We start from the raw sequence: 18,432 nt of genomic DNA on the forward strand, positions 1-18,432 counted from the left end.
GCTCTGGCCGCTGGGGGTGGTCTCGGGTAGACACGGGGCATGACTCCTCGGGACACCTCCTGCGCCTTCGTGCCGCCCTACCTGCTCGCCCACATCGCCTCCACCGACGCCCCCGGTGCCGAGCGGAGCCGCGACACCCTCGTCCTCGACCAGGAGTTCCGCGCGCGCCGCGAGGCGCGCACCCCGACCGGCCCGGCCGCTCCCCCCACCGCTGCCTGGACCGTGCACTCCGCCGACAACACCACCAGACTCCCCGGCCGGCCGGTCCGCGCGGCGGGGCAGTCGGAGTCGGGCGACGTCGCCGTGGACGAGGCGGCCGAGGGGATCGCCGCGACGCTGCGGATGTTCGCCGACGGCCTCGGCCTCGCGTCGTACGACGATGCGGGCGCGCCCGTGAGCCTGACCGTCCACTACGGCCAGGACTACGACAACGCCTTCTGGGACGGGGTCCAGCTGGTCTTCGGTGACGGCGACGGCAAGGTCTTCGAGCGCTTCACCAAGCCGGTCGACGTGCTGACGCACGAGTTCGCGCACGCCGTCACCGAGCACACCGCCGGCCTGGTCTACCGCGGCCAGTCGGGCGCGCTCAACGAGTCGGTGTCCGACGTGTTCGCGGCCTGCCTCAAGCAGCACCTGCGCGGCGAGACCGCGGAGGAGGGCGACTGGCTGATCGGCGAGGGGCTCTTCCTCCCGACCGTCCGCGCCCGCGCCCTGCGCGACATGGCTGCGCCGGGCACCGCCTACGACGACCCCGTGCTCGGCAAGGACCCGCAGGTCGGCCACCTGGACGACTACGTCGAGACGACCGAGGACAACGGCGGGGTGCACCTCAACTCCGGCATCCCCAACAAGGCCTTCCAGCTGGCCGCGGTCGCGATCGGCGGCACCACGCTCGAGGGCGCGGCGCCGATCTGGCTGGCCGCCCTGAGGTCGGGCGACGTCCGGCCGACCACCGACTTCGCGGGCTTCGCGGCCGCGACGGTCGCCGTCGCCGGGGAGCACGCGGACGCCGTGCGGCAGGCGTGGGCCGAGGTCGGCGTGGGCCTCGAGGTCGGCGCCGAGCCCGGGCGCCCCGGCCCGGGCGCGCCCGTCGGTGGCTCGGTCGTCCGGGTGACCCGCAGCGGCGGCTTCGCCGGCCGGACGGCCAGCGGCGAAGTGGACCTGGAGGCCGACGACCCCCGCGCCTCCGACGTACGCCACCTCGTCGACCGCCTCGACCTCGCCTCGGCGCGGGGAGGCCCGCCGATGCCCGACATGTTCGTCTACCGCTTCGAGGTGTGCGGCGCGCCCCCCGTCGAGGTGCCCGAGCAGCAGCTCACCGACGACCTGGCTGCGCTGGCCCGGATCGTGCTGGCCCGGCCCGACGACCTGGCCTGACGCCGGACGTCAGCCCAGCGCGCGGTCGAGGGCGGCCTGGACGTGCAGCGTGGTGCAGGGGAAGACGGGGATCTCGACGTCGGCCTGCTTGATGAGCAGCTCGAGCTCGGTGCAGCCGAGCAGCGCGCCGCCGGCGCCCGCGTCCCAGAGCTCCTCGATGACCGAGACGACGCGCTTGCGGGTGCGCGGCACGACGACGCCGTGCACGAGCTCCTCGTAGATCGCGTTGTTGATCCACTCGTGGTGCTGCTCGTCGGGCACGATGACCGAGACGCCGGACCCGGCGAGCCGGTCGACGAAGAACGACTCGCTCATCGCGACCTTGGTGCCGACCAGGCCGACCGTGCCGACACCGGCGTCGAGGCAGGCCTTCGCCACCACGTCGCCGAGGTGGAGCAGCGGGATGTCCACGGCCGCCTGCACCTCGTCGGCCACCTTGTGGAACGTCGTGGTGCACAGCATCAGGAAGTCGGCGCCGGCCCGCTCCACGCCCTGCGCGGCGGAGGCCAGCAGCTGGCCGATCTGGTCCCATCGCTCGTCGTCCTCGAGATGGGTGAGCTCGGCGAAGTCGACCGTGCTCAGCACCAGCTTGGGCGACGACAGGCCGCCCAGCCGCTCCTGCACCCCGAGGTTGAGGTCGCGGTAGTAGACCGCGCTGCTCTCCCAGCTCATGCCGCCGACGAGTCCGATGGTCTGCACGGGGGAAGTCTGGCACGACTTGCGGCGCCCGACGCGGCGCCGGGGCGGCGGCGGACGGTCAGACCCGGTGGATCTTGTGCGGGGCGGCCTGGGCCCGCGGCTTGATGACCAGCTCGTCGATGTCCACGTGCGAGGGGCGCGTCGCGATCCAGGCGATCGCGTCGGCCACGTCCTCGGCCCGCAGCGGGTCGGGGACGCCGGCGTACACCGCCTCGGCCGCCGCCCGGTCGCCGAGGCGCACGAGCGCGAACTCCTCGGTGCGCACCATCCCGGGCGCCACCTCGGAGACCCGGATCGGCTCGCCGTTGAGCTCGAGCCGCAGCGTCTCGGTGACCACGCGGGTGGCGTGCTTGGCCGCGGTGTAGCCGCCGCCCTTCTCGTAGGCCACGCGCCCGGCGAGCGAGCCGACGTTGACGATCAGGCTGTCCCCGCTCGCGCGCAGCGCCGGCAGGAGGGCCTGGGTCACCCGCATCAGCCCCAGCACGTTGACGTCGTACATCGCCCGCCACTGCTCCACGTCGGCCGACTCGATCCGGTCGGACCCGAAGGCGCCGCCGGCGTTGTTGACCAGCACGTGCACGACGTCGAGCGTCGCCGCGAGCGCGGCGACGGAGGCGTCGTCGGTGACGTCGCAGGTCACGGCGGTGCCGCCGATCTCCTCGGCGAGGCCGGAGATCCGGTCAGTACGCCGCGCGGCGCAGACGACGTGGAAGCCCTCGGCTGCCAGGGCGCGAGCGGTGGCGGCGCCGATGCCGCTGCTCGCCCCGGTGACGACCGCGGTGCGTGGGGAGGGGCTGGACGAGCTCATGCGGTCATGATGCAGGATCGGCCCCGTGATCATCGCGGCGGCAGACGGCTCGGCACTCGGCAACCCCGGCCCGACGGGGTGGGCGTGGTACGTCGACGACGACTGCTGGGCGTCGGGCGGCTGGGCGCACGGCACCAACAACATGGGCGAGCTGATGGCCGTGCTCGACCTGCTCCGCCAGACCTCCCACCTCGACGAGGACCTGCACGTCTACTGCGACTCCACCTACGTGATCAACACGGTCACCAAGTGGATGGCCGGCTGGAAGCGGCGCGGCTGGAAGAAGGGCGACGGCCAGCCGGTGATGAACCTCGAGCTGGTCCGGGGGCTCGACGAGGCGATGGCCGGGCGCCGGGTGACCTTCGAGTGGGTCAAGGGCCACGCCGGGCACGAGCTCAACGAGGCGGCGGACCGGCTCGCCAACGCCGCCGCCGCGGCGTACAAGGCCGGCCGAGAGCCCGACCACGGCCCGGGCTGCGTAGGGGCGCCCGCCCGCCGGGCGCCGATGACCGTCACGCGTCCGGAGCCTGAGCCGGACCTCTTCTCCGGGCTGCTGGACGCCGAGCCCTCCGCCGAGGAGCAGGTCGTCGAGCTCGAGCGCTCCCTGCTCACCGACGAGGTCCGCTCCGACCCCGCAGCCGTCGCCGCGCTGCTGCACCCCCAGTGGCAGGAGATCGGTCGCTCCGGGCGCCTGCGGACCCGGGAGGAGATCCTCGCCGAGATCGCGCCGATCCCGCAGGTCACCCTCGACGTCGTGTCGGTGAGCGAGGTGTCTCCCGGGGTGATCCTGCTGGTCTGGCGCGGCACCACCGACACCCACGCGGCCCTGCGCAGCTCGCTGTGGGTGAGGACCGGCCAGCGGTGGCAGCAGCTCTTCCACCAGGGCACCACGGAGCCCTGACCGACCGATCTGCCACACTCGACTCCGATGACCCCCCGTTCCCTCGCTCCGCCCGCAGCCGCCCTTGGCGGTGCGTTCTGGACCGTGCGCTGGCTGATGGGCGGTCCCGAGGTCGATCGCTCCGCCGGCGACGTGCTCCACTGGCTCGGACTGGTCCTCCTCGCGCTCGCCCTGGCGGTCGTGGGCGCCGGGCTGGTCAGCCGCAGCGCCGCCGGCCTGCGGGCGCTGGTCGCGGTCGCCTTCCCGGTGCTGGTCTGGTCGGTCGTGGAGGTGGTCCGGCCGAGCGGAGACGCCCACGTCTTCGACGGTCTGGTGGGTGTGATCGCCCTCGTGGCCGCGCTGGTCGTGCTGGCCCTGCGGCGCAAGGGTGCCGACCGGGACCGGCCACGGCCACGGCCACGCTCCCGGCGAGGCGCGCACGCGGCATAGCGGCAGACCTCACACTGGCATAGGTAAGGCTTCCCTCATACGCTTGGCCGGTGACAGTGCCCGTGCACGCGGCGAGCCGCCAGGCGGCCTTCCCCGCGGCGGCGCCCCTCGTGGCGCACCTCGCGTCGTTCGGCGACCGGCCGGCGCTGCTGGGTCGCGGCGCCGGCGACGGGCTCTCCTATGCCGGTCTCGCTCGCCGTGTCGCGGCGGTGGCGGCGGCGTATGCCGGGACCCGGCGGCTGGTCCTGCTCACGCCCCGCAACGACGCCGACTCGGTGGTGGAATACCTCGGCGCGCTGGCTGCCGACCAGGTCGTCCTCCTGGCCGACGAGGCCGCGGCGCCCGCGCTCGAGTCGGCGTGGCAGCCCGACGCGCTGGCCGGCCCGGAGGGACGCCGCTGGCTGCGCGACGGGTCCGCCCACTCCCTGCACCCTGACCTCACCCTGCTGCTGTCCACGAGCGGGTCGACCGGCTCGCCCAAGCTGGTGCGTCTCTCGCGCGACAACCTCGTGGCCAACGCCGCCGCCATCGCCGACTCCCTCGGCATCCGCTCCACCGACGTGGCCGCGACGACGCTTCCGCTGCACTACTGCTACGGGCTGTCGGTGCTGCACAGCCACCTGCTGCGCGGCGCGGCCCTCCTGCTGACCGAGCGCTCCGTGGTCGACGAGTGCTTCTGGGACGACGTCCGCACCCACGGCGTGACCACCCTGCCGGGCGTGCCGCACACCTTCGAGCTGCTCGAGCGCACCGGCTTCGCCGACCGGGTCCTGCCCTCGCTGCGCTGCCTCACCCAGGCCGGCGGCCGGATGGCCCCCGCGCGGGTGCGGGCCTTCGCCGAGCTCGGCCAGCGCCGAGGCTTCGACCTGTTCGTGATGTACGGCGCGACAGAGGCCACCGCCCGGATGGCCGTCCTCCCCGCCGACCTCGCCACGACGGCGCCGACGTCGATCGGGCTCCCGCTGCCGGGCACCTCGTTCTCGCTCGCTCCCGTCGAGGGCGCCGAGCCGGGGGTCGGCGAGCTGGTCTTCCACGGGCCCAACGTGATGCTGGGCTACGCCGAGCTCGCCGCCGACCTCGCGCTCGGGGCGACCGTCGACCATCTGCGCACGGGCGACCTGGCCCGCCAGCGGCCCGACGGGCTCTGGGAGGTCGTCGGGCGCACCCGCCGGATCGCCAAGGTCTGCGGCCTCCGCGTCGACCTGGACCGCCTCGAGCGCACCCTCGCCGCCCGCGGCACCGTCGTCGCGTGCGCCGACGGCGACGACCGGGTCGTCGTCGGCGTGGTGGCTGGAGCGCGACCCGTCGACCCGGTCTCCATCGCGGCCGACGCGGCCGGGGCCAGCGGCCTGGCCGTGACCGGCGTACACGTGGAGGTGCTCGACGACCTGCCGCGGCTTCCCAACGGCAAGGTCGACTACCGCGCGCTGGCGGGTCTCGGTCAGCTCGCTGGTCGAGTAGGCGCGGGGGCTGAGCGCCGTATCGAGGCCTCCGCCCGGGTGAGCGCGACCGACGTCGCCGCGCTCTACGCCCGGCTCCTCGGCAGGCCCGAGGCCCGCCCCACCGACTCGTTCCTCGGTCTCGGCGGCGACTCCCTGTCATACGTCGAGGTGTCGATCCAGCTGGAGCGGCTGCTCGGCCACCTCCCCGCCGGCTGGCCGGCGATGCCCGCGGCGGCCCTCGTCGACACCCCGCGGCCGGAGCCGCGCCGCGGCCGCCTGCTCGAGACCAACGTGCTGATGCGCGCGGTGGCGATCATCACCATCGTCGGCACCCACGCCAACCTGTTCGCCCTGCTCGGCGGCGCGCACCTGCTGCTCGCCGTGGCGGGCTTCAACCTCGGTCGCTTCCAGCTCGCCCCACAGGCCGGCTCGGCCCGGGTCGCCGGGCTGGCGCGGGCGGCCCTGCGCGTCGCCGTACCGTCCATGGCCTTCATCGGCGTCGTCGCCGCCTTCTCCGACCAGATCGGCTGGCGGCAGGCCATGCTGCTGACCCAGTTCACCGAGTGGGCGTGGTCGGAGCCGCGGTGGAGCTACTGGTTCGTCGAGGCGCTCGTGCTCGACGTCCTGCTGCTGGCGGCGCTGCTCGCGGTGCCGGCCGTGGACCGATGGTCGCGGCGCTGGTCCTTCGGCCTGCCCGTCGCCCTGACGGTGGCGCTGCTGCCGACCCGCTACGACTGGTTCGGCCTGCCGGGTGACCACATGCACCGCGGCTACGGCGTGCTCTGGGTGATCACCCTCGGCTGGGCGATGTCGCAGGCGCGCACGACCGGCCAGCGCTGGCTGGTCACGCTGCTCTCCCTCGCGATCGTGCCGGGCTTCTTCGGCGGGCCCAGCCGCCACCTCTACCTCGTCGGCGGTCTGCTGCTCCTCGTCTGGCTGCCCCACGTGCGGGTGCCGGCGGTCGTCGCGCGGCTCGTCGGGCCGGTCGCCGGTGCCTCGCTGTGGATCTACCTCGCGCACTGGCAGGTCTACCCGCACCTGGAGGACCGCTGGCCGCTGCTCGCCACGCTCGCGTCCCTCGCGGTGGGCGTGGCCGCATGGTGGACGGTCGGCGCGGGAATGAGCCGGGCACGGCGATGGTTGGGTAGGGGAGCGACTGCCTGACCGAGAGGGACCCCGTGGACCGAGTGGCGATGATCAGCCTGCACACCTCGCCCCTCGACCAGCCGGGGACGGGCGACGCGGGCGGCATGAACGTCTACGTGATCGAGCTCTCGCGGCGCCTCGCCGCGCAGGGCATCGCGGTCGACATCTTCACGCGCGCCACGGCCTCGTCGCTGGCTCCGGTCGTGGAGGTGGCCGACCACGTGCTCGTGCGCCACGTCGCCGCCGGCCCGTTCGAGGGTCTCACCAAGGGCGAGCTGCCCGGCCAGCTGTGCACCTTCGCCCGGGAGGTGCTGCGCACCGAGGCGGCCCACCCGCTCGGCCACTACGCCGCGGTCCACTCGCACTACTGGCTCTCCGGCCAGGTCGGCGCCCTCGCGCGCGACCGCTGGGGCGTGCCGCTCGTGCACTCCATGCACACGATGGCCAAGGTCAAGAACGACGCGCTCGCCGAGGGCGACACCCCCGAGCCGCTCGCCCGCGTGATCGGCGAGGAGCAGGTCGTCAGCGCCGCCGACCTCCTCGTCGCCAACACCGACATCGAGGCCAAGCAGCTGATCGAGCTGTACGACGCGGAGCCGGGTCGCGTGGAGGTCATCCACCCGGGCGTCGACCTCTCGGTCTTCGCGCCGCAGCCCAAGGACGCCGCGCGCTGGGCGCTCGGCCTGCCCGGCGACGCGCACGTGCTGCTCTTCGCCGGCCGGATCCAGCCCCTCAAGGCACCCGACGTGCTGCTCAAGGCCGTCGCCGTGCTGCTCGAGCAGGACCCCACGCTGCGCTCGCGCCTCGTCGTACCCGTCGTGGGCGGGCCTTCCGGCTCCGGTCTCGAGCATCCCGAGTCGCTCGCCCAGCTCGCCGACGAGCTGGGGCTGCAGGACGTGGTGCGGTTCGTGCCGCCCGTTGCCCAGGCCGAGCTGGCCACCTGGTGTGCGGCCGCCACGGCCGTCGCCGTGCCGTCGTACAACGAATCCTTCGGGCTGGTGGCGGCCGAGGCGCAGGCCACCGGGACGCCGGTCGTGGCGGCCGCGGTGGGCGGTCTCACCACCGTCGTCGCCGACGGCCGCAGCGGCCTGCTCGTGGACACCCACGAGCCGCGCGACTGGGCGGCGGCGCTGGGGCGCCTGCTCTCGGAACCGGACCTGGCCGCCCGCCTGGGGGAGGGAGCCCTGGAGCACGCGCGGGAGTTCTCCTGGGACCGCACGGCCGAGCGCACCCTGGCAGCCTACGAGCGGGCCCACGAGCTGATGCGCTACGAGGCCAGTGATGAGGTGGCCTCGTGAGCGAGCCCATCCCCTCCGGCGACGTCGTCGAGACCGACGCGGTCAAGACGGTCCGCGCCTATCTCGAGGCCAACGAGATCGACTTCGAGGAGCCCACGCCAGGCGTCTTCTCCTTCTCGCTGCCCGGCGAGAAGAAGCTGCAGACGCCCGTGCGCCTCGACGTCGGTCCGCACGCGCTCGGCGTGCACGCCTTCGTGTGCCGCAACCCCGACGAGGAGCACGCGCGGGTCTACCGCTGGTTGCTCGAGCGCAACCTGCGGATGTACGCCGTCTCCTTCGCCGTCGACCGGCACGGCGACATCTACCTCGAGGCCCGGCTGCCCCTCTGCGCGGTGAACGACGAGGAGCTCGACCGCATCCTCGGCTCGGTGCTCTCCAACGCCGACGAGTCCTTCAACTCCCTCCTCGAGCTCGGCTTCGCGACGTCGATCCGCAAGGAGTGGGAGTGGCGCGTCTCGCGCGGCGAGTCGACGCGCAACCTCGAGGCGTTCCGGGGCTGGCTCGAGCGCTGAGCCCGCTGCGGCCGTCCCGGCCCGTGTGACAAGCGAGGGCGAGGCGGCGTCGAGCCAGCCAGGAATCATCCACGAGCTCGCCGCCGCACCGCCTGACCGTCAGCCCGACTTGGTCGTACGCCGCGCCAGCAGCACGCCCGCGATGCAGAGCCCGCCGCCCAGGAACGCCAGGGCGGGCGGCACCTCGTCGAGCAGCAGCCACGCCATCAGGCTGGTGATGAACGGGACGAGGAACGTCGACTGCGCGAACTTCCCGGCGTCGGAGTGGGAGAGCGCGTAGGCCCACGTCGTGAAGGCGATCGCGGACGGGAAGACGCCGAGGTAGAGGATCCACCACAGGGTGTCGGCGCTGGCGTCGCCGAGCACGCTCACGGTCTGCCCCGCCCAGGGCAGGCAGACGACGGCGCCCACCACGGCGTACCAGAACGTCAGGTCCAGCGGCTGGATCGTGGGCAGCAGGCGCTTCTGGGTCAGCACACCCACGGCGAAGGTCAGGGCCGCGACGACCGAGAGGAGCACGCCGACGAGGTCGCCGTTGTCGCCCTGGCTGGAGGCCCGGCCGATGATCACGACGCCGGAGAAGCCCACGGCCATGCCGACCAGCAGCCACCGGGTGAGTCGCTCGCCGAGGAAGAAGGTCGCCAGCAGCGCCACCATGATCGGGCCGATCTGCACGATCAGGGCGGCCGTGCCGGCGTCGATGCGGCGTTCCGACTCGTTGAGCGCGAGGTTGTAGACGCCGAACCACATGGCTCCGCCGGCGATCACGAGCGGCCACTGCCTCGGGTTGGGGAGCCGTGGCAGGCGCCCGCGCATCAGCGCGAGCAGGGCGATGACCATGACCAGCAGCCGGCTCAGGCTCAGCGCGCCGGGCGGCACGTTCTCGCCGAGGTGGCGGATGCCGACGAACGCGCTGGACCACAGCACCAGCGTCACCGCGACCGCCGCGAGCGGGAGCCAGAGCGGAGCCTCTCTGGCCGGGGCGGGCGCGGGCGGCGAGGTCGGGATCGCGGTCACAGGTCAAGCCTAGGGACGCCCATGACGCGGGGCCACGCGGTTTTCGGACGGGGAACGCAGCATTCCCGCCCTACTGCCCTTGTAACCGCACGGAAGGCGACCGGAGTCGGTCAGAGGTCGAGCTTGTATCCCAACCCGCGCACCGTCACGAGGTACTTCGGCTCGCTCGGGTCGGGCTCGAGCTTGGCGCGCAGCCGCTTGACGTGGACGTCGAGCGTCTTGGTGTCGCCGACGTAGTCCGATCCCCAGACCCGGTCGATCAGCTGGCCGCGGGTCAGCACCCGGCCCGGGTTGCGCAGGAACATCTCGAGGAGCTCGAACTCCTTGAGCGGCAGTCGCTGCTCGAGGCCCTCGACCGTCACGACGTGGCGCTCCACGTCCATCCGGACGGGGCCGGCCTCGAGCGTGTCGGGGAGCAGGTCGGGCTCCTGGCCGCGACGCAGGACGGCGCGGATGCGGGCGACGAGCTCGCGGGGGGAGTAGGGCTTGGTGACGTAGTCGTCGGCGCCGAGCTCGAGGCCCACGACCTTGTCGACCTCGTCGTCCTTGGCGCTCACCATGATGACCGGGACGCTGGAGGTCTGGCGGATCTGGCGGCACACCTCCGTGCCGGGCAGGCCCGGCAGCATCAGGTCGAGCAGCACGATGTCGGCCCCGTTGCGCTCGAACTCCGCGAGCGCGGTGTTGCCGTCGGCGGCGATCGCCACCTCGTAGCCCTCCTTGCGGAGCATGTAGGCGAGAGCGTCGCTGTAGCTCTCTTCGTCCTCGACGACGAGTACCCGGGTCACCGGCGTACCTCCTGCTGTGATGGCTCGACCGACTGGTCTTGGGGTGGCTGGGACTGAGAGGACTGGGGGGCCTGGGTCGTCTTGAGCGTCCTGGCCCGGTCGGCGGTCCGGCGGTCGGCGACCGACAGCGGCCCGGCGAGGCGGGTGCTCGAGTGGCTGCTGAGCGGGAGCGTGAGCGTGAACGTGGATCCCTGGCCCTCGACCGACCACACGCTCACCTCGCCGCCGTGGGTCGCGGCGACGTGCTTGACGATGGACAGGCCGAGGCCGGTGCCGCCGGTGGAGCGGTGACGGGCGGGGTCGACGCGGTAGAAGCGCTCGAAGATGCGGTCGATCTCCTGGGCCGGGATGCCGATGCCCTGGTCGACGACGGAGATCTGGACCGTGTCGCCCATCGACTTCGCGGTCACGAGGACGCGGGACCCGGCGTTGGAGTAGGCGACGGCGTTGGCCACCAGGTTGCTCACCGCGGCTTCGATCTGCTCCTCGGAGCCGACGACCTCGAGGTCGTGGTCGCCACGGGTGATCAGGGTGATGTCCTTGGCGGCAGCCTCCGTCGCGCTCTTGTCCACGGCGGCGCTGACGACGTCGTCGATCGAGACCCGCCCCGGCATCTCGAGCGGGTCGTCGCCCTGGAGTCGCGACAGCTCGATGATCTGCTGCACCAGCGACGACAGGCGGTCACTCTCGGTGAGCATCCGCGAGGCGAACCGCTGCACCGCCTCCGGGTCGTCGGAGGCGTCGTGGACGGCCTCGGCGAGCAGCCTGATGGCGCCGACCGGGGTCTTGAGCTCATGGCTCACGTTGGCCACGAAGTCGCGGCGTACCTCCTCCACGCGCTTCTCGCGGGTGCGGTCCTCGACCAGCGCCAGCACCAGGCGGGAGCCGAGCGGGGCGACCCGCGCCGTCACCGTGCGCGTGGTCGAGCCGGCGGTGGTCAGCTCGAACTCGGCCTCGCGGATCTGACCGTCGCGGCGCACCTGGTGGACGAGGGTGCGGAGGTCTTCGGAGACCAGCTCGTTGCCGCGGACGAGCCCGAACGCGTACGCCGGCGCGGAGGCCTTCTTGACATGGTCCTCGTGGTCCACGACGACCGCGCTGGAGCGCAGCACCGACAGCACAGCAGCCACGCCGGGCGGGACGATCGGCTCCTCCTGCTCCGGCACCGCATGTTGCTGCCGGTCGCTGATGTGCCACGCGAGGACGGCACCGCCCGCGACGATCGCCCCGATCAGCGCAGCCAGGGCAGCCTGCGTCGTCGGATCCACACCTATGATCGTACGCAAGGCGTCATGCCGCGTTTGAACGCTGGACGGCCGCGCGTCGAGTGTTCACCGCCCGTTCATCGCAGCCGGTCAGGGCACCTGAGTGCGCAATCTAGGATGAAGGGCATGCGTGAGGCTTTCCACGACCAGCTCGACGGCATCTTTATCGACCTCTCCGGGATGTGTCGTCTCGTCGAGGAAGAGGTGCGCGAGGCGACCAGTGCCCTGCTGACGGGCGACGCCGCGACCGCCGAGCGAGTCATCTCGGCCGACCGGGCCGTGGACGCGGCACGCGAGAAGATCGAGGACACCTGCTTCCAGGTGCTCTCCCTCCAGCAGCCGGTCGCGGGCGACCTGCGCATGCTCGTCTCCGCCCTGCGCATGGTGAGCGAGGTGGAGCGGATGGGTGACCTGTCGGTGCACGTCGCGAAGATCGCGCGGCTGCGCACGCCCGACGTGGCCGTGCCGCTGCAGGTGCGACCCACGGTCGAGCAGATGGCGATCGTGGCGCAGGACATGGTCTCCCGGGTCTGCCAGATCATCTCCGAGCGCGACATCGAGGCCGCGGTCGAGCTCGGACGCGACGACGAGGAGATGGACCAGCTGCGTCGGCGCAGCTTCGCCGAGCTGCTCGGCGACGAGTGGAACCACGGCGTCGAGGCGGCGGTCGACATCGCCCTGCTCGGCCGCTACTACGAGCGGATCGCCGACCACGCAGTCTCGGTGGCCAACCGCGTCGTCTACACCGTCACCGGCGAGCTGCGCGGCCGCAGGGAAGACTGAGCTCGGGGTCGGAGCGAGCCGTTCCTCGCTAGGGGCCCGGCCGGGTCTCGACTACGCCCGTCGCGAGCTCGTTCCTCCTCGCGGGGCGCGCTCGACCTCGCTTCGCGACGGAGCGACCTCGTCCCTCGGTCGCTCCGGCTCAGCGACCCTGCGAGGCGACGGCGGCTGCCGCCTCGGCGGCAGCCTCGGGGTCGAGGTACTCCCCGCCCGGCACGGTCGGCCGCATCGACTCGTCGAGGCGGTAGACCAGCGGCATCCCGGTGGGGATGTTGAGCCCGGCGATGTCCTCGTCGCTGATCTGGTCGAGGTGCTTGACCAGCGCCCGGAGGCTGTTGCCGTGGGCGGCGACGAGCACGGTGTGACCCGCCTCGAGGTCGGGCACGATCTCGTCCTCCCACCAGGGGAGGAAGCGGACGACGACGTCCTTGAGGCACTCGGTGCGCGGCAGCTCGTCGCCGAGGTCGGCGTAGCGCGGGTCGCCGGCCTGCGACCACTCGTCGTCGTCGTCGAGCGGCGGCGGCGGGACGTCGAAGGAGCGGCGCCAGAGCATGAACTGCTCCTCGCCGAAGGTCTCGAGGGTCTGCTTCTTGTCCTTGCCCTGCAGGGCTCCGTAGTGGCGCTCGTTGAGCCGCCACGACCGCTTCACCGGGATCCAGTGGCGGTCGGCCGCGTCGAGGGCCAGGCAGGCGGTGTTGATCGCCCGCCGCTGCAGGGAGGTGTGCACGACGTCGGGCAGCAGGCCGGCCTCCCGGATCAGCTCGCCGCCGCGGACCGCCTCGGCGCGGCCCTTCTCCGTGAGGGCCACGTCGACCCAGCCGGTGAAGAGGTTCTTGGCGTTCCACTCGCTCTCGCCGTGGCGGAGCAGGACCAGGGTGTGCGTCATGTCGGAGTCCCTCCCGGGGTCTTCTGGTGCGGGGCGCAGCGTCAGTGTGATTCTTCGGTCTCGGTGGGCTCCTCCACCGGAGCGGGCTCGCCGTCCAGGCCGGCGTAGTCGCCGGAGTTGGGCACGACGGGCACGTCGAGGGTCGTGCGCTCGCCGCTCTCGAAGCCGAGCTCGACCGGGATGAAGTCGCCGGCTTCGAAGTCGCCCTCGACCTTGATGTCGGTGGCGGGCTCGGCGAGGTTGACCAGGCCGCCCGCAGGGATCTCCACCGGCTGGAACTCGGCGACCGTGAGGCCCTCGCCGGCGAGCTCCGACAGGGCCTGCGCCTCCTCCGAGGAGTTGTTGGCGAGCGACGCGACGAAGGTGCCCGACCCGGCCTCGGTCGAGACGACCACGGCGTTCAGCACGTCGACGACTCCGTCGCGGTCGTTGGCGCCGTGGGCCGGGGTGTAGTAGCGGTCCGTGGCGTAGTCGAAGCCGCACGAGGTCAGGGGTGCGGCGAGCGCGAGCGCGGCGGTGGCGCGCACCAGGGAGCGTCGGAGCTGCATGTGGAAGGCCTTCGCAGGTCGTCAGTGAGCCCACGGCCACGTCGGCCGTGCGGACGACAGCCTAGCGTCGGCTCAGGTCAGTCCCACCGTGCGGCCCGACATGAGAAGCGCGACGGTCACGAGGCCCGTGTAGACCCCGGCCAGGACCAGCAGCCTCGGCGCCCCGGTCCGCAGCGCCAGCAGCAGCGGCAGGGTCCGGTAGCCGTCCTGGTGGTCCTGGACGAGGCCGGGCAGCGAGCGGAGCACGTGGACGCCCAGGCCGAGCAGGCCGGCCAGCACCGTCATGGTGATGGTGGGCGGGGTCGTCTGCCCGACGCCGTTCCACCCGCCGTACGCGAGGAACGCGGGATAGAGGGCGAACTGCGCGACCCAGGGCAGGAAGGAGAGCCGCCCCTTGCGGAGGAGACGGTCGGCGAGGAAACCGATCAGCAGGGCGATCAGGTAGGTGCCGCCGGCGAGGGTGCCGTGCGAGATGGAGAGGGGTACGACGACCAGCAGGGCGCACGTCGCGACGAACCACACGGTGCCGGGCTCGAGCTCACCGGTCGCGAGCGGCTTGCCGGGCCGGTCGTGGCGCAGGTCGCGCTCCCGGTCGGCCAGGTCGTTGGACCAGCCCAGGATCGCCTGGCCGATGAGCACGGTCACCAGGACGAGCCCGACCTCCCGCATCGGCCTGCCGGCGATCGCGGCCGCGGCGGCGAGGGCGAGCGCGGTGAGCAAGGCCTGGCGCGGGTGTGCTGACCGGGTGAGCAGCACCGGCAGGCTCTGGGAGACCGAGAGGCGCAGCGACATGTGGGGAGTATCTCCTCACGCCGGTCCCGGAAACCCCCACGACACCAGCCCGGAGACCCGCGGAGGGCCGCCTAGTCCTTCCGGACTACGGCCGAGAGCCCGGCCCACCATACATACCGCGGTTCTGTCAAGCCCTGCCTAGGCCTCTGACCTGCACAAACGATGAAAGGGCCGACGTAAACACGTGTTAGAATGGTCACCTAGGAAGGGGTACTAAACACATGACTTTCACCGTCGGCGAAACGGTTGTATATCCCAATCACGGGGCCGCAGTCATCGAAGACATCGAGACTCGCACGATCAAGGGTGAGGACCGCCAGTATCTCGTCTTGAGGATCGTGGCACAGCAGGACCTGGTCGTGCGCGTGCCGGCCTGCAACCTCGATCTGGTCGGCGTCCGGGACGTCGTCGACAAGGAGGGCCTGGACCGCGTCTTCGACGTGCTGCGGGCCGCCCACGTCGAGGAGCCGACCAACTGGTCGCGCCGCTACAAGGCCAACCTGGAGAAGCTCCACTCCGGTGACGTGATGAAGGTGGCCGAGGTCGTCCGTGACCTGTGGCGCCGCGAGCGTGACCGTGGGCTCTCCGCCGGCGAGAAGCGGATGCTGGCCAAGGCACGGCAGATCCTGGTCTCCGAGCTCGCGCTGGCCGAGCACACCAACGAGGACAAGGCCGAGGCGATCCTCGACGAGGTCCTCGCCTCCTGAAAGCACCGACCGAAGGCCCCCGGGATGCGCTCCCGGGGGTCTTCGTCGTTCCCTGTCGTCATACGGTGACGGAATGATGGGTGATGACGCGTACGACGAGCCGCAGCCGGCGCTGGGGCGCGTCCTCGACGAGGGGCGCGGCTCGCTGCCCTACTCGCTGATCCATGGCGAGGCGCTGGTCGCCTGCGCCGCCTGGGCGCTCGGCGAGGCCGGAGCGACGCCGATCGACGTCGGCGCGAGCTGGTCGGGGGTGCGCACGTCCGGCGAGCCGTTCGTCCTCCACGACTCCCTGTGCCCGATGACGCCGCCCGCGTTCATCGCCGCCTGCGTACGCCGCGCGGTCGAGGCCGAGGTCGTCGTGGTCGGCGTGCGCCCGGTCACCGACACGATCAGGGTCGTCGAAGACGGGTTCGTGGGCTCGGACGTCGACCGTGACGGCCTCGCCGCCGTCTGCTCGCCCGTGGTCCTGCCACCGTCCGTGCTGCGGTCGATGGCCGAGCCGCCCGGTGACGACCTGGTCGCGTTCGTCGCAGGTCTCCCCGACGACGTCGCCGTCGAGCTGGTCGCAGCGCCCCCGGCCGCGCGCCGGGTCAGCTCGGCCGAGGAGGTGCGGCTGCTGGAGGCCCTGACAGCCGAAGCGCGAGCGCCAGGTCCTCGGGGAAGGTGACCTTGAGGTTGAGCGGCGTCGACGGGACGGCCGCGATCCGCACGTCGCCGAGCCGTTCGAGGGCGGCGGCGGTGTCCGTGCCCTCGAAGCCGTCCGCCGCCGCCCGCCGGTAGGCGGCCAGGAGCGGGCCGGCGCGGAAGGCCTGGGGCGTCTGCACCGCACCCGTGCCACCCGGAGCGGCGGAGCCGTCGGAGCGCACCAGGGACGCCACCGGGACCACCGGGATCGCGCCGCCGTGCTCGCGCGCGGCCGCCAGGACCGCCTCGAAGAGCCGGGTGCCGGCGAGCGGGCGAGCACCGTCGTGGATCGCCACGACGTCGATCGCGCCCGCCTCGATCTCGGCGGCCAGCAGCGCGAGGGCGGCCCACTCCGACTGGTGTCTGGTCGCGCCTCCGTCCACGACGAGCACCTCCCGGTCGCCCAGGTGCGGCACGAGTGCCTCGGCGACCGGCACGCGGTCCTCGGGCCGCACCACCAGCACCACCCGGCGTACGTCATCGACCGCTAGCGCGTCCAGGACGGACCACGCGAGCACGGGCAGCGGGCCGAGTGGCAGCAGGACCTTGTTGACCTCGGCTCCCACGCGGGAGCCCGAGCCTGCGGCGAGGATCACGACGGCGGCGGGCACAGGGAGAGGGTAGGTCTCGATAGCCCGACCTCGTTCCTGGGCCGTCTACTCGACCAGCGAAGGGAGCAGTGAGGTCGAAGGGAGCAGTGAGGTCGTGAGGACAAGTTGACACCTGCGTGAAACAAATGGGCGTCGTCGTGAAACGTCGCGTTCCTACCTTCGGGGCATCCCCCTGAACCAGTAGGAGCACCTGTGACCACGACTGCGACGCCACCAGACGCCGCCTACCGCGGCGGCACCACCATCGACGTGTGGAACCCCGAGGACGACGCCTTTTGGGAGACCACCGGCAAGAACGTCGCGAAGCGCAACCTGATCTGGTCGATCTTCTCCGAGCACCTGGGCTTCTCCGTCTGGCTGCTGTGGTCGGTGAGCGCGGCGCTGCTGCCCAAGGCCGGCTTCGAGTTCACCGTCAGCCAGCTCTTCCTGCTCGTGGCGATCCCGAACCTGATCGGAGCGCTGATCCGGCTTCCTTACACGTTCGCGGTGCCGAAGTTCGGCGGCCGCAACTGGACGGTGATCAGTGCCACGCTGCTGCTGGTCCCGACGCTTCTCTTCGCGTGGGCGGTGCAGCACCCGGAGACGCCGTACTGGGTCTTCTGCCTGATCGCCGCCACCGCCGGCCTCGGAGGCGGCAACTTCGCCAGCTCGATGGCCAACATCAACTTCTTCTACCCGACCAAGAAGAAGGGCACGGCACTCGGCCTCAACGCCGCGGGCGGCAACCTCGGTGTCGCTGTGATCCAGTTCTTCCTGCCGATCATCGTCGGCGGGGCGGGCGTCTTCGGCCTGGTCCAGGCCAGTGAGAACGGCTTCCGCCTCGAGCGGGCCGGCTACCTCTACGCCGTCCTCGCCGTCATCGCCGCGGTCTCGGCCTGGGTATTCATGAACAACCTCTCCGGTGCCAAGAGCTCCCCGCGCGAGCAGCTCAGGGTGCTGAAGTACAAGCACACCTGGGTGATGTCGTTCCTCTACATCGGCACCTTCGGCTCGTTCATCGGCTACTCCGCCGCGATGCCGCTGCTCATCAAGCTGAACTTCTGGAACCAGCCCGTCCCGACGGTCCAGGGGATCGGCATCAACTTCGCCTACTACGCCTTCCTCGGCGCCCTCGTCGGCTCGGTCGCCCGCCCCTTCGGCGGCTGGCTGGCCGACAAGTACGGCGGCGCGAAGGTGACGTTCTGGACGTTCGTCGCGATGATCGCCGGCACGGCCGCGGTGGTCTACACGCTCACCCTGCTCACGCCGGTCCCGAAGCCCCCGGCCGGTGCCCCGGCCCCGGACCCGGCGACCTTCCAGTACAGCGACGCCGTCGTGGCCGCGGTCAACGCCAACTCCGACATCTTCCCGTGGTTCCTCGCGGCCTTCCTGTTCGTCTTCGCCGCCACCGGCATCGGCAACGGCTCGACCTACCGGATGATCCCGCTGATCCTCGCCAACGAGGCGAAGAAGAAGGCCAGCCCCGACACCGTCGCCGAGGCGATGTTGAGGGCGACGAAGGAGTCGAGCGCGGTGATCGGCATCGCCGGCGCGATCGGTGCCATCGGCGGCTTCCTGATCCCGATGACGTTCGGGGCGCCGTGGGTCACCGACCCGGTGGAGGCCGTGAAGACCGCGTTCGTCGTCTTCGCCGGGTTCTACGTGGTCTGCCTGGCGACGACCTGGTTCTTCTACACCCGCAAGATCTCGTTCGCGGGCCGGTCGACGAGCCTGGCGGCCGCCAACATCTGACACCTTCCCCC

Annotated in this window: 19 protein-coding genes; 10 read left to right on the plus strand and 9 right to left on the minus strand. The window is 72.0% G+C overall.

What is annotated here, in order from left to right; genetic code table 11:
* The first annotated feature begins 39 nt into the window (after nucleotides 1-39).
* Complete coding sequence (locus tag DDE18_RS02855; RefSeq protein ID WP_116570692.1) at nucleotides 40-1,377, plus strand: protealysin inhibitor emfourin; 1,338 nt, start codon at nucleotides 40-42, stop codon at nucleotides 1,375-1,377.
* A 9-nt stretch (nucleotides 1,378-1,386) separates the two neighbouring features.
* Here the strand turns inward: DDE18_RS02855 and DDE18_RS02860 are convergent, their stop codons facing one another.
* The gene (locus tag DDE18_RS02860) at nucleotides 1,387-2,076 is read right to left on the minus strand and encodes an aspartate/glutamate racemase family protein (protein WP_116570693.1); all 690 of its coding nucleotides are present in this window, start codon (nucleotides 2,074-2,076) and stop codon (nucleotides 1,387-1,389) included.
* Between the two features lie 58 nt (nucleotides 2,077-2,134).
* Nucleotides 2,135-2,884, minus strand: a complete 750-nt coding sequence (locus DDE18_RS02865) for an SDR family oxidoreductase (protein ID WP_116570694.1) — start codon at nucleotides 2,882-2,884, stop codon at nucleotides 2,135-2,137.
* 25 nt (nucleotides 2,885-2,909) lie between these two features.
* Here DDE18_RS02865 and DDE18_RS02870 point away from each other — a divergent pair, with 25 nt between their 5' ends.
* Genes DDE18_RS02870 through DDE18_RS02890 form a run of 5 tightly spaced genes read left to right on the plus strand, consistent with a single transcriptional unit; the run spans nucleotide 2,910 to nucleotide 8,612 of the window.
* Entirely contained in the window at nucleotides 2,910-3,785 is an 876-nt protein-coding gene (locus tag DDE18_RS02870; RefSeq protein WP_116570695.1) for a ribonuclease HI family protein, read from the plus strand.
* 27 nt (nucleotides 3,786-3,812) lie between these two features.
* A complete protein-coding gene (locus DDE18_RS02875) occupies nucleotides 3,813-4,214 on the plus strand; it encodes a hypothetical protein (protein ID WP_116570696.1) in 402 nt (133 codons plus the stop codon).
* A gap of 50 nt (nucleotides 4,215-4,264) precedes the next feature.
* The gene (locus DDE18_RS02880; RefSeq protein ID WP_116570697.1) at nucleotides 4,265-6,820 is read left to right on the plus strand and encodes a non-ribosomal peptide synthetase; all 2,556 of its coding nucleotides are present in this window, start codon (nucleotides 4,265-4,267) and stop codon (nucleotides 6,818-6,820) included.
* A gap of 14 nt (nucleotides 6,821-6,834) precedes the next feature.
* A complete protein-coding gene (gene mshA, locus DDE18_RS02885) occupies nucleotides 6,835-8,100 on the plus strand; it encodes a D-inositol-3-phosphate glycosyltransferase (protein WP_245916406.1) in 1,266 nt (421 codons plus the stop codon).
* Nucleotides 8,097-8,612 carry a type III secretion system chaperone family protein gene (locus tag DDE18_RS02890; RefSeq protein ID WP_281258326.1) on the plus strand — a complete coding sequence of 172 codons (516 nt, stop codon included), beginning with the start codon at nucleotides 8,097-8,099 and terminating at the stop codon, nucleotides 8,610-8,612. The genes mshA and DDE18_RS02890 overlap by 4 nt, the downstream gene beginning before the upstream one ends.
* 99 nt (nucleotides 8,613-8,711) lie before the next feature.
* Here DDE18_RS02890 and DDE18_RS02895 read toward each other — a convergent pair whose 3' ends face one another.
* From DDE18_RS02895 to DDE18_RS02905, 3 genes are all read right to left on the minus strand, one after another.
* The gene (locus DDE18_RS02895) at nucleotides 8,712-9,629 is read right to left on the minus strand and encodes a DMT family transporter (RefSeq protein WP_245916407.1); all 918 of its coding nucleotides are present in this window, start codon (nucleotides 9,627-9,629) and stop codon (nucleotides 8,712-8,714) included.
* Nucleotides 9,630-9,739: 110 nt separating this feature from the next.
* Complete coding sequence (locus tag DDE18_RS02900) at nucleotides 9,740-10,417, minus strand: response regulator transcription factor (RefSeq protein ID WP_116570698.1); 678 nt, start codon at nucleotides 10,415-10,417, stop codon at nucleotides 9,740-9,742.
* The gene (locus DDE18_RS02905; RefSeq protein WP_116570699.1) at nucleotides 10,414-11,685 is read right to left on the minus strand and encodes a sensor histidine kinase; all 1,272 of its coding nucleotides are present in this window, start codon (nucleotides 11,683-11,685) and stop codon (nucleotides 10,414-10,416) included. The genes DDE18_RS02900 and DDE18_RS02905 overlap by 4 nt, the downstream gene beginning before the upstream one ends.
* Nucleotides 11,686-11,808: 123 nt before the next feature.
* On the opposite strand from DDE18_RS02905, the gene phoU reads away from it, so the two are divergent.
* Nucleotides 11,809-12,465: a phosphate signaling complex protein PhoU gene (gene phoU / locus DDE18_RS02910; RefSeq protein WP_116570700.1), complete on the plus strand. Its 657-nt coding sequence runs from the start codon at nucleotides 11,809-11,811 to the stop codon at nucleotides 12,463-12,465.
* A 139-nt stretch (nucleotides 12,466-12,604) separates the two neighbouring features.
* On the opposite strand, the gene DDE18_RS02915 is transcribed toward phoU, so the two are convergent.
* The 3 genes from DDE18_RS02915 to DDE18_RS02925 form a co-directional block, all read right to left on the minus strand.
* Nucleotides 12,605-13,348: a phosphoglyceromutase gene (locus DDE18_RS02915; RefSeq protein WP_116570701.1), complete on the minus strand. Its 744-nt coding sequence runs from the start codon at nucleotides 13,346-13,348 to the stop codon at nucleotides 12,605-12,607.
* Nucleotides 13,349-13,389: 41 nt separating this feature from the next.
* Nucleotides 13,390-13,896, minus strand: a complete 507-nt coding sequence (locus DDE18_RS02920) for a copper chaperone PCu(A)C (protein ID WP_116570702.1) — start codon at nucleotides 13,894-13,896, stop codon at nucleotides 13,390-13,392.
* Nucleotides 13,897-13,968: 72 nt separating this feature from the next.
* A complete protein-coding gene (locus DDE18_RS02925; protein ID WP_116570703.1) occupies nucleotides 13,969-14,688 on the minus strand; it encodes a UbiA family prenyltransferase in 720 nt (239 codons plus the stop codon).
* A gap of 221 nt (nucleotides 14,689-14,909) precedes the next feature.
* Between DDE18_RS02925 and DDE18_RS02930 the strand changes: the two genes are divergently transcribed.
* A complete protein-coding gene (locus tag DDE18_RS02930; protein ID WP_116570704.1) occupies nucleotides 14,910-15,395 on the plus strand; it encodes a CarD family transcriptional regulator in 486 nt (161 codons plus the stop codon).
* A 73-nt stretch (nucleotides 15,396-15,468) separates the two neighbouring features.
* Nucleotides 15,469-16,062, plus strand: coding sequence for a 2-C-methyl-D-erythritol 4-phosphate cytidylyltransferase (locus DDE18_RS02935; RefSeq protein ID WP_116570705.1), 594 nt, complete (start codon nucleotides 15,469-15,471; stop codon nucleotides 16,060-16,062).
* On the opposite strand, the gene DDE18_RS02940 is transcribed toward DDE18_RS02935, so the two are convergent.
* Nucleotides 15,986-16,690 (minus strand): IspD/TarI family cytidylyltransferase, encoded by a 705-nt coding sequence (locus DDE18_RS02940; protein WP_116570706.1) that lies wholly within the window; start codon nucleotides 16,688-16,690, stop codon nucleotides 15,986-15,988. The genes DDE18_RS02935 and DDE18_RS02940 overlap by 77 nt on opposite strands.
* 192 nt (nucleotides 16,691-16,882) lie before the next feature.
* Between DDE18_RS02940 and DDE18_RS02945 the strand changes: the two genes are divergently transcribed.
* Complete coding sequence (locus tag DDE18_RS02945) at nucleotides 16,883-18,421, plus strand: MFS transporter (RefSeq protein ID WP_211754372.1); 1,539 nt, start codon at nucleotides 16,883-16,885, stop codon at nucleotides 18,419-18,421.
* The last annotated feature ends 11 nt before the right edge of the window (nucleotides 18,422-18,432 follow it).

It is taken from the genome of Nocardioides gansuensis (genome assembly GCF_003076135.1).
In the GTDB taxonomy this organism is placed as follows: Bacteria; Actinomycetota; Actinomycetes; order Propionibacteriales; family Nocardioidaceae; genus Nocardioides; species Nocardioides gansuensis.

Coding starts and splice junctions, on each gene's coding strand:
- DDE18_RS02855 (WP_116570692.1), top strand. CDS start 40: ATGACTCCTCGGGACACCTCCTGCGCCTTCGTGCCGCCCTACCTGCTC.
- DDE18_RS02865 (WP_116570694.1), bottom strand. CDS start 2,884: ATGAGCTCGTCCAGCCCCTCCCCACGCACCGCGGTCGTCACCGGGGCG.
- DDE18_RS02875 (WP_116570696.1), top strand. CDS start 3,813: ATGACCCCCCGTTCCCTCGCTCCGCCCGCAGCCGCCCTTGGCGGTGCG.
- phoU (WP_116570700.1), top strand. CDS start 11,809: ATGCGTGAGGCTTTCCACGACCAGCTCGACGGCATCTTTATCGACCTC.
- DDE18_RS02915 (WP_116570701.1), bottom strand. CDS start 13,348: ATGACGCACACCCTGGTCCTGCTCCGCCACGGCGAGAGCGAGTGGAAC.
- DDE18_RS02920 (WP_116570702.1), bottom strand. CDS start 13,896: ATGCAGCTCCGACGCTCCCTGGTGCGCGCCACCGCCGCGCTCGCGCTC.
- DDE18_RS02925 (WP_116570703.1), bottom strand. CDS start 14,688: ATGTCGCTGCGCCTCTCGGTCTCCCAGAGCCTGCCGGTGCTGCTCACC.
- DDE18_RS02930 (WP_116570704.1), top strand. CDS start 14,910: ATGACTTTCACCGTCGGCGAAACGGTTGTATATCCCAATCACGGGGCC.
- DDE18_RS02935 (WP_116570705.1), top strand. CDS start 15,469: ATGATGGGTGATGACGCGTACGACGAGCCGCAGCCGGCGCTGGGGCGC.